This window comes from Rhizobium sp. SG570, from assembly GCF_012275345.1.
Taxonomy (GTDB): domain Bacteria; phylum Pseudomonadota; class Alphaproteobacteria; order Rhizobiales; family Rhizobiaceae; genus Rhizobium; species Rhizobium lusitanum.
Window position 1 is genome coordinate 317017 of record NZ_JAAZQI010000002.1, and the last position, 13406, is coordinate 330422.

The window sequence follows — 13406 nt, forward strand, 5'->3', positions numbered from 1 at the left end:
AGCTATGTTTTTATATAAGGCTATCGTCTTTCTTCCTTTGATCGGCGCGATCATCGCCGGCCTTTTCGGCCGCGCCATCGGCGCCAAGGCTTCGGAATATATCACCACCGGCCTGATGATTATCGCTGCGATCCTGTCGTGGGTCGTCTTCTTCACGGTGGCGCTCGGCCATACCGACGGCCCGATCAAGGTTGAAGTCTTGCGCTGGATCCAGTCCGGCGGCATCGACGCGTCCTGGTCGCTGCGCATCGATACGCTGACATCGGTGATGCTGATCGTTGTGAACACGGTTTCGACCCTCGTTCACGTCTATTCGATCGGATACATGCATCACGATCCGCATCGTCCGCGCTTCTTCGCCTATCTCTCGCTCTTCACCTTCGCCATGCTGATGCTGGTGACGTCGGACAACCTTGCCCAGATGTTCTTCGGCTGGGAAGGCGTCGGTCTGGCTTCCTATCTGCTGATCGGCTTCTGGTTCAAGAAGCCGTCCGCGTCGGCAGCTGCGATTAAGGCCTTCGTCGTCAACCGTGTCGGCGACTTCGGTTTCGTGCTCGGTATTGCCGGCGTCTTCGCCCTCTTCGGCTCGATCAATTTCGACGTCATCTTCGGCAATGCGCAGAGCTTCGCCGCGGGGCAGGGTGGCCAGCCAGGCGACATCGTGCTCAACCTCTTCGGCATGCAGCTTGATCGTGCGCATGCGCTGACTGGTGTCTGCCTGCTGCTCTTCATGGGCGCGATGGGCAAGTCGGCGCAGTTCCTGCTACACACCTGGCTGCCGGACGCCATGGAAGGCCCGACCCCGGTCTCCGCGCTCATCCATGCCGCAACCATGGTTACCGCCGGTGTCTTCCTCGTCGCCCGCATGTCGCCGATCTTCGAACTCTCGCCCGATGCGCTGACCTTCGTCACCATCATCGGTGCGATCACGGCCTTCTTCGCGGCAACGGTCGGCCTCGTGCAGAACGACATCAAGCGCGTCATCGCCTATTCGACCTGTTCGCAGCTCGGCTACATGTTCGTCGCGCTCGGCGTCGGCGCTTACGGCGCTGCCATCTTCCATCTGTTCACGCATGCCTTCTTCAAGGCTCTGCTCTTCCTCTGCGCCGGTTCGGTCATCCATGCCGTCGACGGCGAGCAGGACATGCGTCACATGGGCGGCCTTCGCTCGCACATCAAGAAGACCTACTGGATGATGATCATCGGCACGCTGGCGATCACCGGCGTCGGTATTCCGTTCTCGCCGATCGGCTTTGCCGGCTTCTTCTCCAAGGATGCGATTATCGCGGCGTCGTACACGTCGCACAATCCGGCTTCCGGCTTTGCCTTCACGCTGCTGGTCATCGCCGCGCTGTTTACCAGCTTCTATTCCTGGCGCCTGATCTTCATGACCTTCTATGGCAAGCCCCGCGCCTCGCACGAGGTCATGCATCATGTGCATGAATCGCCGAATGTGATGCTGATCCCGCTCTATCTGCTGGCGATCGGCGCCGTCTTCGCCGGCTGGTATTTCCATGACTACTTCGTCGGTCTTGACTACGAGGAATTCTGGAAGCATGCGCTGTTCACGCTGCCTGACAACAAGATCCTCGAAGAGGCGGAGCATGCTCCGCATTGGGTCGAACTCAGCCCGTTCATCGCAATGGTGCTCGGTTTCGTGACCGCCTGGTACATGTACATCAGGTCGCCGGAGACGCCGCGCAAGCTCGCGCAGCAACAGCGCGTGCTCTACGAGTTCCTGTTGAACAAGTGGTACTTCGACGAGCTCTATGACTTCCTCTTCGTTCGCTCCGCCAAGGCGCTCGGCCGCTTCCTCTGGAAGAAGGGCGACATCGGGGTCATCGACACCATCGGCCCGAACGGCGTCGCCGCCCGCGTCGTCGATGTCACCAACCGCGTCGTGCGCCTGCAGACCGGCTATCTCTATCACTATGCCTTCGCGATGCTGCTCGGTATTGCAGCCCTCGTTACCTGGATGATGCTCGGGAGTTCCCTCTGATGACCGATTGGCCTATTCTTTCAACGGTCACGTTCCTGCCGCTGGTGGGTGTCCTTCTCCTGCTGTTCACGCGGGAAGATGGACCCAACGGCCGCCGCAACATCCTGAACATCTCTCTGGCGACGACGGTCTTCACCTTTATCGTGTCGCTGTTCGTCTGGATCTGGTTCGACAATGCCAATCCGGGCTTCCAGATGATCGAGAAGCATGATTGGCTGACCAGCGGCATCAGCTATCACATGGGTGTCGACGGCATCTCGATGCTGTTCGTCATCCTGTCGACCTTCCTGATGCCCTTCTGCGTGCTGGCAAGCTGGCTCTCTGTGGAGAAGCGACTGAAAGACTACATGATCGCCTTCCTCGTCCTCGAGACGATGATGGTCGGCGTTTTCGTGTCGCTGGATATCGTGCTGTTCTACGTCTTCTTCGAAGCCGGCCTTATCCCGATGTTCCTGATCATCGGCGTCTGGGGCGGCAAGGATCGCGTCTACGCCAGCTACAAGTTCTTCCTCTACACGCTGCTCGGCTCGGTGCTGATGCTGCTCGCCATCATGGCGATGTACTGGCAGGCCGGTACGACTGACATCCCGTCGCTGCTCGCCTACAAGTTCCCGCCGCAGCTGCAGACGTGGCTATGGCTTGCCTTCTTCGCCTCCTTCGCGGTGAAGATGCCGATGTGGCCGGTCCATACGTGGTTGCCCGACGCACACGTTCAGGCGCCGACGGCGGGCTCGGTCATCCTGGCCGGTATCCTTCTGAAGCTCGGCGGCTATGGTCTCATCCGCTTCTCGCTCGGCATGTTCCCGAACGCGTCGGAGTTTTTTGCGCCGCTCGTCTTCGCCCTGTCGGTCATCGCCATCATCTACACCTCGCTGGTGGCGCTGATGCAGGAAGACATCAAGAAGCTGATCGCCTATTCCTCGGTTGCCCACATGGGCTATGTGACCATGGGCATCTTCGCGGCCAACCAGCAGGGCGTCCAGGGCGCGATCTTCCAGATGCTGTCGCACGGCATCGTCTCCGGCGCTCTCTTCCTCTGCGTCGGCGTGATCTACGACCGCACCCATACCCGCGAAATCGCGGCTTATGGCGGCCTGGTCAACAACATGCCGAAATATGCCGTCGCGATGATGGTCTTCACCATGGCCAATGTCGGTCTGCCCGGCACCTCCGGCTTCATCGGTGAATTCCTCACCCTGATCGGTGTCTTCCGCGTCAACACCTGGGTTGCCTTGTTCGCCGCCACCGGTGTGATCCTGTCGGCCGCCTATGCGCTCTGGCTTTACCGTCGCGTCATTTTCGGCGTGCTCGATAAGGAGAACCTGAAGAAGCTGCTGGATCTGTCGCCGCGTGAACAGCTGATCCTTTATCCGCTGATCGCGCTGACGATCCTCTTCGGCGTCTATCCGGCTCCGATCTTCGACGCCACGGCCGCTTCGGTGGATCTGCTGGTAAACAACTATACCGCTGCCCTGCACGCTGCGCAGAACGTTGCGCTGTCGATGAATTGATGACGGGACCTATTCGACATGACTGCTGACACAATTCTTGCAAGCCTGCATCTTTCCATTCCGGAGCTCATCCTCGCGGTCGGTGCGCTTGCGTTGCTCATGATCGGCGTCTTCTCAGGCGAGCGGTCCGGACCCATGGTCACCGGTCTCGCCATCGCGGTTCTCGCGGTGGCCGGTCTTTGGATCATCTTCGTGCCGGGCGAGGGCCTGGCTTATGGCGGCGCCTATCTCGCCGACGGCTTCTCCCGCTTCATGAAGATCGTCGCGCTGGTCGGCTCGATCGTCACCATGTTCATGAGCATGGGGCAGGCGCGCGAGCAGCAGCTCGATCGCTTCGAGTTCCCAGTGCTCCTGCTGCTGGCGACCCTCGGCATCCTGCTGATGATCTCGGCGCATGACCTGATCTCGCTTTATCTGTCGCTGGAACTGCAGTCGCTGGCGCTCTACGTCGTTGCCGCCATCAACCGCGACAATCTCAAGTCGACGGAAGCCGGCCTGAAGTACTTCGTCCTTGGCGCTCTCTCTTCCGGCATGCTGCTCTACGGCATGTCGCTGGTCTACGGCTTCACCGGCCACACAACCTTCGATGCCATTGCCACCGCGCTCAGCGCCGAGACCCGCTCGCTCGGCCTCGTCTTCGGTCTGGTTTTCGTTCTTGCCGGCCTGGCCTTCAAGATCTCCGCCGTGCCGTTCCATATGTGGACGCCGGATGTTTACGAAGGCGCTCCGACGCCGGTCACCGCCTTCTTCGCGGCTGCGCCGAAGGTCGCGGCCATGGCGATCCTGACCCGCATCGTCATTACCGCCTTCCATCCGGTGCTTGCCGACTGGCAGCAGATCATTGTCTTCATCTCGATCGCCTCGATGGTGCTCGGCTCCTTCGCCGCGATCGGTCAGCGCAACTTCAAGCGACTGATGGCCTATTCCTCGATCGGTCACATGGGCTATGCGCTGGTCGGCCTTGCCGCCGGCACCAAGACCGGCGTATCCGGCGTCATGCTTTACATGGTCATCTACATGGTCATGACCCTCGGTACCTTTGCCATCATCATGGCGATGCGCCGCAAGGACGGCCGTCAGGTTGAGAATGTCGATGATCTCGCCGGCCTTTCGACAACCAACCCCTTCATGGCCGTCGTGCTGACAGCACTGATGTTCTCGCTGGCCGGCATTCCGCCGCTGGCAGGCTTCTTCGGAAAGTACTTCGTTTTCGTCGCAGCTATCCAGGCGCATCTCTATGCGCTTGCCGTCATCGGCGTTCTCTCTTCGGTCGTCGGCGCCTACTACTATCTGCGCGTCATCAAGGTCATGTGGTTTGACGAAGCCAAGGACGAATTCACCCGCACGGCTGGTTCGCTGCGCCTGGTCTTCGGCCTCTCGGGCTTGTTCGTGGTCGGCTACGTCCTCTTCGGCGGCGCTATCGGCGGTGCTGCCGATCTGGCTGCCGCGACGCTGTTTTGATGGCGTCTGACATGAATAGCCGGAAGTCGCTTGCCGACTTCCGGCATGATGCCCTTTCAGAGACAAGTTCCACCAACAGCGAGTGCCTGGAACGGGCACGTGCGGGCGATCGCGGAAACCTTTGGGTCACCGCCGAACGTCAGACCGGTGGACGTGGTCGCCGCGGCCGTCCCTGGGTATCCGAGCGCGGTAATCTCTATGCATCTCTCCTGTTGATCGATCCTGCTCCGATGGACCGTCTCGGCTCCCTGCCGCTCGCGGTCGCGATTGCCGTGCATCAGGCGGTGCGCAGCGTGCTGCCGCTGGCCGCCGAACCGGTCGAGATCAAGTGGCCGAACGATATCCTGATCGGCCGCAAGAAGACCTGCGGTATCCTGCTCGAGGGCGAAGCCTTACCCGACGGGCGCTATGCACTTGTTATCGGTATCGGCATCAACGTCGCCGTTATGCCCGACAATCCGATGTATCCGGTTACCTGCCTGCGGCAGCAGGGCTCGATGGTCTCGCCTGATGAATTGTTTGCCCATCTCTATGCGGCGATGGCCGAAGCCCTTGATGTTTGGAACAGCGGCAAGGGCATTCGGGAGGTCACGGCGCGCTGGCGCGAAGCGGCCTGTGGCGTCGGTGAAAAGATCACGGTGAACTTGCCGGACAAGTCGATTTTAGGCCATTTCGTCGGAATCGATGATAATGGCTTGTTGATGCTCGAGACCGAAGACGGCAGGACTATGCCGATCGCGGCGGGCGATGTTTTCTTTAGGTAATGGTTGGGAACGAAATGGCGAAACAAGACGAACTGGTGTTTCTGCCACTCGGCGGCGTCGGCGAGATCGGTATGAATCTCGCTCTGTATGGCTATGGAACGCCGGAGCATCGCCAGTGGATCATGGTCGATTGCGGCGTTACGTTTCCGGGACCGGATCTGCCGGGCGTGGATCTGGTGCTGCCGGACATCCGCTTTCTCGCCAAGGAGCGCAAGAACCTCAAGGGCATCATCATTACCCACGCGCATGAGGATCACTACGGCGCGCTGAGCGATCTCTGGCCAGGTCTCAACGTCCCCGTCTACGCTTCGGGCTTTACCGCCGGCCTTCTGGAAGCCAAGCGCGACTATGAAAAGACGATGGGTCAGATCCCGATCACCCCGTTCAAGGCTGGTGACCGTATTAATGTCGGCCCCTTCAGCATCGAGGGCGTCGCCGTCAATCACTCCATTCCCGAACCGATGTCGTTGATGATCCGCACGCCGCTCGGCAACGTCATTCATACCGGCGATTGGAAGATCGACCACGAGCCTTCGCTCGGGCCGCTCACCGACGAGACCCGCTTCCGGCAGTTGGGTGACGAAGGCGTCCTGGCACTGATGTGCGATTCCACCAATGCCCTGCGCGATGGCGTCTCGCCCTCGGAAAAGGACGTTTCCGAAAGCCTGCGCAAGATCATCGAGAATGCCGAAGGCCGGGTAGCGATCACCACCTTCTCCTCGAATGTCGGCCGCATCCGCACTGTTGCCGAGGCTGCCGAGGCCGCGGGTCGCGAAGTGCTGTTGTTGGGCAGTTCGCTGAAGCGTGTCGTCGACGTCGCCCGCGATGTCGGTCTCATGGACGGCATCAAGCCGTTCATTGCCGAGGATGAGTATGGCTATATCCCGCGCGACAAGGTCGTAGTCATCCTGACCGGCAGTCAGGGTGAGCCGCGCGCCGCTCTTGCCAAGCTGGCAAGGGACGAAATGCGCCACGTCGCGCTGGCATCAGGTGATATCGTCGTCTTTTCCTCGCGTGCCATCCCCGGCAACGAGAAGGCCATCCAGGACATCAAGAACGGCCTGATCGAACAGGGCGTGCATGTCGTGACGGATGCCGAAGCGCTCGTGCACGTGTCCGGCCATCCCCGGCGCAATGAGCTGCAGAAGATGTATGAGTGGACGCGGCCTAAGGTCGTTGTGCCTGTGCATGGCGAGCCGACGCATCTGAGCGCGCATAAAGAACTGGCCGAACAGTCCGGTATCGCCACCGTGCCGAAGGTTCGCAATGGCGACATATTGCGCCTCGCGCCGGGACCGGTCGAGGTGATCGGCGAGGCGCCGCATGGACGTATCTTCAAGGACGGCATACTGATTGGCGATTTCGACGAGATGGGCATCGGCGAACGCAAGAAGCTGTCCTATGTCGGCCATGTCGCGGTCAATCTCGTGCTCGATGCCCGTTACGACATCGCCGGCGATCCGGATATCGTGTCCATCGGCCTGCCGGCCTATGACGACGAAGGCGAGGAGATGGAGGACACGCTCTTCGATGCGCTCGTCAGCGCCATCGAGAGCATTCCGCGCGCCCGCCGCAAGGATCTGGCCATGCTGCAGGAGGCTGCTCGTCGCGCCGTGCGCTCAGCCGCCAATCACGGATGGGGAAAGAAGCCTTTCGTAACGGTGTTCGTCACGCGCACTGCCGGCTGAGGCCCGTGATCCGATCGGGGAGGAGAGATCCGTGCTTGGACGCATCAATCACATCGCGCTTGCCGTTCCGGATATAGCCGCCGCTTCGGCGACCTATCGCGAAACACTCGGCGCTAAGGTGTCTGCGCCGCAGGCATTGCCGGAACATGGCGTCACGGTCGTCTTCGTCGAGCTGCCAAACAGCAAGGTCGAACTGCTCGAGCCGCTGGGCGAGACCTCGCCGATCGCCGCTTTCCTCGCGAAGAACCCCGACGGCGGCATGCATCATATCTGTTACGAAGTTGCAGATATCCTTGCAGCACGCGACCAGCTGGTCGCCGCAGGCGCTCGCGTGCTTGGAGATGGCGAGCCGAAGATCGGCGCGCATGGCAAGCACGTGCTCTTCCTGCATCCGAAGGATTTCTTCGGCACGCTGATCGAGCTCGAGCAAGTGTGACATTAAAGCGCTGGACGACGCTTTGAAACGCGACAGCTTTGCCCCTATAAGCAACTTGGAAGAGGAAGAGGCGAGCAGGCTCGTCTTAAGGGAGCGGAATGGTCCAGCAGATTATAGCGAGTCTCGCGGTGTATTTCGTCATCTGGTGGATCACGCTTTTTGCGGTCCTTCCATTCGGCTTGCGCACCCAGGCCGAGGACAAGCATGTGGTCTTCGGTACTGTCGAAAGCGCACCGACGAAATTCCGTGCCTGGAGAGTGGTGTTCTTCACGACGCTGGTATCGGCTCTCATCTATGGTGCCTGGTATGTCGCCTCGCACTATTTCGGACTGAGCGTCGACTCCATTCCGCGGTTCGTTCCGAACTACGACAAATAACCTATCGGAAATTGTGGTTGGAATCGCCTGGACACCAATCGCCTCGCGATCGCTTTCAATTTGTCACACGCCTGTCATCTTTGTGAAGCAAAGAATCTATGAACGACGACCGCAATGCGCTGGTTAAGAAGCCTTTTGATGCGTCTGTCGAGCCAGTTGGCAGACAGCTAGCCAAGGCGAAAAGCAAAAAAAAACAAGGCCATAAGCCTTGTTTTAAAGTATCGCGTGATCCTTATCCGTTACCGGGGCAGCGAGCGAGCGCGCCTAAGATCTGATCCTCCCAAGACTTGACCGCGAAACGGCAAGAATTTAACCTTCCTGCCTCTTTTGTGAGCTAAAATTAGCTCAAAGATTGAGCTTTGTCATCTATTTTTTTGCTTTTTTGCTACAGTCGCGCAGAATTTTTCTGTTGATGAAATTTCGTCTTAAATCCTTACAAACGTGCGATTTTTCGAAATCGCGGAAATATATCACATCGCCCGCATTCGTGGGCATTTCTCGCATTCCCTACGCGTCGAATGCGGGTTTCCTTCCTGCGCCGAAGCAGTTATGAACTGCCTCCAGTACACAATTTGCTAACGATTCCGCCAGAGGCGAATCGTCAAACCTCTGGAACAAGCGTCATGCGTCTGTCTCGTTACTTCATGCCCATTCTGAAGGAAAATCCTAAAGAGGCTGAAATTGTTTCCCATCGGCTCATGCTGCGCACCGGCATGATCCGCCAGCAGTCACAGGGTATCTATTCCTGGCTGCCGCTGGGCAAGCGCGTGCTCGACAAGGTCAACAAGATCATCCGCGAGGAGCAGAATCGTTCCGGCGCCATCGAGCTTTTGATGCCCACGCTGCAGACGGCCGAGCTCTGGCAGGAGAGCGGCCGCTACGACGCCTACGGCAAGGAAATGCTGCGCATCAAGGACCGGCAGGACCGGCCCATGCTTTACGGCCCGACCAACGAGGAGATGATCACCGACATCTTCCGGTCCTACGTCAAGTCCTACAAGGACCTGCCGCTCAATCTCTATCATATACAGCTGAAATTCCGTGACGAGATCCGTCCGCGTTTCGGCACCATGCGCTCGCGTGAGTTCATGATGAAAGATGCCTATTCCTTCGATCTGACGCAGGAAGGCGCCGTGATTGCCTACAACAAGATGTTCACGGCATATCTGCGCACCTTCGACCGCCTTGGTCTTCGGGCAATCCCCATGCGCGCCGACACCGGCCCCATCGGCGGCGAGCTCAGCCACGAATTCATCATCCTCGCAGATACCGGCGAATCCGAAGTTTTCTGCCATAAGGATTTCGTCAATTTCGATATCCCCGGCGAAGACACGAATTTTGATGACGCTGCTGGCCTGAAAGGCATCTTCGACAAGTGGACTTCGGTCTATGCCGCCACCTCGGAAATGCATGATGAAGCCGCCTTCAACGCCATCCCCGAAGGCGAGCGCCTCTCGGCGCGCGGCATCGAGGTCGGCCACATCTTCTACTTCGGCACGAAATATTCCGAACCGATGGGTGCGAAAGTTCAGGGTCCCGACGGCAAGGAACACGCTGTACACATGGGATCTTACGGTATCGGCCCGACACGCCTTGTTCCCGCCATCATCGAAGCATCGCATGACGAGAACGGAATCATCTGGCCTGCTTCGGTTGCGCCTTTTGACGTCGTGGTGATCAACATGAAGTCCGGCGACCAAGCCTGTGACGATGCTTGCGAAACGGTCTACGCCGCCCTGTCGAAGGCCGGCAAGGATGTCCTGCTTGACGATCGCGACGATCGTGCCGGAACGAAGTTCGCGACGGCGGATCTGATCGGCGTGCCCGTGCAGATCATCGTCGGGCCGCGTTCGATCGCGGGCGGCGAGGTGGAAGTGAAGGACCGTAAGACCGGTGCTCGCGAGACGATGACAGTCGAAGCGGCAATCAAGCGGCTGGCCGGCTGATAGACAAAAGACAGGATGGAAGGCGAATGGCGGTGAACGTGGCAGTGGAACAGCAGGGAAATTCGCCCAAGGCCAGCCCGTCATCCCGTCCGTTTTCCGGATTCGAGCGACTTGTCGCGTGGCGCTATCTTCGCTCCCGGCGCAAGGAAGCATCGATTTCGGTCATTGCCGGCTTCTCGCTGGTCGGCATCATGCTGGGCGTCGCCGCGCTGATCATCGTCATGGCGGTCATGAACGGCTTCCGCGCCGAACTCTTCAAGCAGATTCTTGGCTTCAACGGCCATGTCGTCGTGCAGCCGATCGATTCGCCGTTGAACGACTATGCTGAGCTGGCTAAGAAGTTTGCCGCTGTTCCCGGTGTCACCATGGCCTTGCCGCTGGTGGAAGGTGAAACGCTTGCGTCCGGGCGGGGCGGCTCCGGCACCGGCGCGCTGGTGCGCGGCATCCGCGCCGAGGATATGACCAAGCTCAAAACCGTTTCCGATCATATCGTCTCCGGCGACATAGTCGGCTTTGCCTCGGGGCAGGGCGTGCTGGTGGGTACACGCCTTGCGCGGCAGCTGGGCCTGACGGTCGGCGACCAGATCACGCTGACGGCGCCCGATGGCGATGTGACGCCCTTCGGCGTCAATCCGCGCGTCAAGGCTTATACGATCTCCGGCCTCTTCGAGGTCGGCATGTCCGAATATGATTCTTCCGTCGTCTTCATGCCGCTGGAGGAATCACAGCTCTTTTTCAACGCCGAAGGCATCGTCGAGAAGATAGAACTCTTCGTCAGCAATCCCGATGATGTCGATGAGTTGAGGCCGAAGATCGAGGCTGCCGCGGGTCGGCAAGTGTTCCTGACCGACTGGCGGCAGGTCAACGAGACTTTCTTCTCGGCACTGCAGGTCGAACGCAACACCATGTTCATGATCCTGACGCTGATCGTCCTCGTGGCTGCGCTAAATATCATTTCCGGTCTGATCATGCTGGTGAAGGACAAGGGCAGCGATATCGCCATCCTGCGTACCATGGGCGCGACGTCCGGGGCGATCATGCGCATCTTCTTCATGACAGGTGCGGCCATCGGCGTGGTCGGCACGTTCGCCGGCGTTCTGCTCGGTGTCCTGGTCTGCCTGAATATCGAATCCATCCGGCAGTTCTTCTCCTGGATTTCGGGCACGGTGATCTTCAATCCGGAGGTCTACTTCCTCAGCAAGCTGCCGGCCCAGATGAATATGAGCGAGACCGTCTCCGTTGTTGTGATGGCACTGACGCTGTCTTTCCTTGCCACGATCTTTCCGGCCTGGCGTGCCTCGCGGCTCGATCCGGTGCAGGCGCTGCGCTACGAATAAGGAATTCGCATTTGATGAAAGGCAACGTCGTTCTCCAGCTTTCGGGCGTGGAGCGTCATTACGGGCAAGGCGATACCCAGCTATCGATCCTGAAGGGAGCCGATTTCGCCCTGCGCAGCGGCGAGATCGTCGCGCTGGTTGCGCCCTCCGGTACCGGCAAGTCGACGCTCCTGCATGTGGCCGGCCTGCTCGAGCATCCCGATAGCGGCGAAGTGCTGATCAATGGTCAGGCATGTGAAGGCCTGTCCGACGACAAGCGCACGGCTGTCCGTCGCAGCGAAATCGGCTTCGTCTATCAGTTCCACCATCTGCTGCCGGAATTTTCGGCGCTTGAAAATATCATGATGCCGCAACTGATCTCAGGTCTCTCCCGCAAGGAGGCGAGTGAGCGCGCCGCCCAGCTTCTCGATTACATGCGCATCGGCCACCGCGGCGATCATCGCCCGGCCGAATTGTCCGGCGGCGAACAGCAACGCGTCGCCATTGCGCGCGCCGTCGCCAATGCGCCTCTGGTACTGCTGGCCGATGAACCGACAGGCAATCTCGATCCCGCAACGGCACATTATGTCTTCGATGCCCTTGAAGCGCTGGTGCGGCAGTCGGGTCTGGCGGCATTGATCGCCACGCATAATCACGAACTCGCAGTCCGTATGGACCGCCGCGTCACATTGAGCGAAGGCAAGGTGGTCGAGGTCTGATCGCCCGTTACGGAACGATCAGCCCGCCGCGATAATCCAGCTCGTAGGCCTTGCGCTCCTTCACCATGATGACCTCGTGACCGATAAAATGGTCGCAGCCGCCGGTGCTGCGATCGACGTAACGGCCGAAGGCGTGTTCGAATTCGAAGCCGCCGAGAAAGCGTTTTTCATCGAGATAGAGCCGTAGCAGCGCTGATTTGATGACCATGCCGGCGCTCCGCCCGTCGATCAGGTCCGGCTCGACGATGCGGCCGAAATAGTTCATCGCCCAGACCGGCTCGTCGTCATGCCAGACCAGCTCCTGCCCGGCGAAATCCGTGCCGCCGAAATAGCTGTCGAGATAGCGCCAGCGGCCATTGGCATAGCCGATGTCATGCGAGCCGCTTCGGCAGGACGGCAGTCTCTCGCCATCTCCGACATAGGTCTCGGCCTTGGCGATGACAATGAAATCGTTCAGCTCGGCAAGATCCGGCATGGCCCTCTCCAATGATGGTGAGCGACCACAATGCCATGGAATGTGCAGCGTGTAAAGAACATATAGTGAACAGACGCTGTGTTTGCTATTGTCCGTCTCCGCAGATTTTCTGGCCGAAGTCGTCTTGCCAGTCCTCGATTTTGACCGTTTTGGCGTCTGCCTTGATATCCTTGCCGTTCTTTGTCGCCTTGCCGGTCAGGACATTGTAGTCGCAGTTGTAGCCGGAATCGGGTTCGAGCGTATCGCGGGACACATAGGTATAGCCGGCAACGACGAAGCTGTTGTTGCGGTAGGCGAGTGTCAGCGTCTGCTCCCAGCGGTCGCGTCCGACGCTGTCATTTTGCGATGTGACGGTGATGGATCCGTTCGGCAGCGCCGCGATCGACGGTTCCTGGCCGACCATGCCGTCAGGCCCCACGCTGCCCCATATCTTGTTCGGCGCGCTGACTGCCAGATTCAGCAGCGCATGTTCGCCACCGCGCAGGTAAATGTAGATGCCGATCGGATTATCGGCCTGATCGTCGGGAGCCGATGCGACCAGCAGGGCGAGATCCGGCTTGCCGTCCTTGTTCCAGTCGCCGATCGCCGCGTCGATGATACGGTCGGGCGCAATGGCGTCCCCGGCATGCGCAGTGGTCGCAACCGAAAGCAGGGCGAAGACGGCATAAGTCAGTAATTTCATGATGATCTCCCTTTGTCCCTGCATAGCCTCGG

13 protein-coding genes are annotated in these 13406 nt (G+C 59.4%); 11 read left to right on the top strand and 2 right to left on the bottom strand.

The genetic code is table 11. From position 1 onward, the window contains the following. Positions 1 to 4 precede the first annotated feature (4 nt). The 11 genes from nuoL to FHT28_RS05340 all read left to right on the top strand — a co-directional run bounded on the left by nuoL (position 5) and on the right by FHT28_RS05340 (position 12217). Positions 5 to 1999: an NADH-quinone oxidoreductase subunit L gene (nuoL, locus tag FHT28_RS05290; protein ID WP_168595749.1), complete on the top strand. Its 1995-nt coding sequence runs from the start codon at positions 5 to 7 to the stop codon at positions 1997 to 1999. Next, positions 1999 to 3510 carry an NADH-quinone oxidoreductase subunit M gene (locus FHT28_RS05295; RefSeq protein WP_037194256.1) on the top strand — a complete coding sequence of 504 codons (1512 nt, stop codon included), beginning with the start codon at positions 1999 to 2001 and terminating at the stop codon, positions 3508 to 3510. Before nuoL ends, FHT28_RS05295 begins: the two co-directional genes overlap by 1 nt. 18 nt (positions 3511 to 3528) lie before the next feature. Then, entirely contained in the window at positions 3529 to 4971 is a 1443-nt protein-coding gene (gene nuoN, locus FHT28_RS05300) for an NADH-quinone oxidoreductase subunit NuoN (protein ID WP_037194258.1), read from the top strand. Beyond that, positions 4971 to 5735, top strand: a complete 765-nt coding sequence (locus tag FHT28_RS05305) for a biotin--[acetyl-CoA-carboxylase] ligase (RefSeq protein WP_047553135.1) — start codon at positions 4971 to 4973, stop codon at positions 5733 to 5735. The genes nuoN and FHT28_RS05305 overlap by 1 nt, the downstream gene beginning before the upstream one ends. Before the next feature lie 14 nt (positions 5736 to 5749). Continuing rightward, positions 5750 to 7423, top strand: a complete 1674-nt coding sequence (locus FHT28_RS05310; protein WP_037194262.1) for a ribonuclease J — start codon at positions 5750 to 5752, stop codon at positions 7421 to 7423. Positions 7424 to 7454: 31 nt separating this feature from the next. Next, positions 7455 to 7859: a methylmalonyl-CoA epimerase gene (gene mce / locus FHT28_RS05315; protein WP_168595750.1), complete on the top strand. Its 405-nt coding sequence runs from the start codon at positions 7455 to 7457 to the stop codon at positions 7857 to 7859. Between the two features lie 98 nt (positions 7860 to 7957). Further along, positions 7958 to 8236 (top strand): DUF1467 family protein, encoded by a 279-nt coding sequence (locus FHT28_RS05320; protein WP_092576598.1) that lies wholly within the window; start codon positions 7958 to 7960, stop codon positions 8234 to 8236. A gap of 98 nt (positions 8237 to 8334) precedes the next feature. After that, positions 8335 to 8511 (top strand): hypothetical protein, encoded by a 177-nt coding sequence (locus FHT28_RS05325; protein WP_167669617.1) that lies wholly within the window; start codon positions 8335 to 8337, stop codon positions 8509 to 8511. 348 nt (positions 8512 to 8859) lie between these two features. After that, entirely contained in the window at positions 8860 to 10182 is a 1323-nt protein-coding gene (gene proS, locus FHT28_RS05330; RefSeq protein WP_168595751.1) for a proline--tRNA ligase, read from the top strand. A gap of 26 nt (positions 10183 to 10208) precedes the next feature. Further along, complete coding sequence (locus FHT28_RS05335; RefSeq protein WP_037194270.1) at positions 10209 to 11519, top strand: lipoprotein-releasing ABC transporter permease subunit; 1311 nt, start codon at positions 10209 to 10211, stop codon at positions 11517 to 11519. Positions 11520 to 11533: 14 nt separating this feature from the next. Continuing rightward, a complete protein-coding gene (locus tag FHT28_RS05340; RefSeq protein ID WP_037194272.1) occupies positions 11534 to 12217 on the top strand; it encodes an ABC transporter ATP-binding protein in 684 nt (227 codons plus the stop codon). Positions 12218 to 12224: 7 nt separating this feature from the next. Here FHT28_RS05340 and FHT28_RS05345 read toward each other — a convergent pair whose 3' ends face one another. Continuing rightward, positions 12225 to 12692 carry a DUF5680 domain-containing protein gene (locus FHT28_RS05345; protein ID WP_037194274.1) on the bottom strand — a complete coding sequence of 156 codons (468 nt, stop codon included), beginning with the start codon at positions 12690 to 12692 and terminating at the stop codon, positions 12225 to 12227. 85 nt (positions 12693 to 12777) lie between these two features. After that, the gene (locus FHT28_RS05350; protein WP_168595752.1) at positions 12778 to 13374 is read right to left on the bottom strand and encodes a hypothetical protein; all 597 of its coding nucleotides are present in this window, start codon (positions 13372 to 13374) and stop codon (positions 12778 to 12780) included. Positions 13375 to 13406 lie beyond the last annotated feature (32 nt).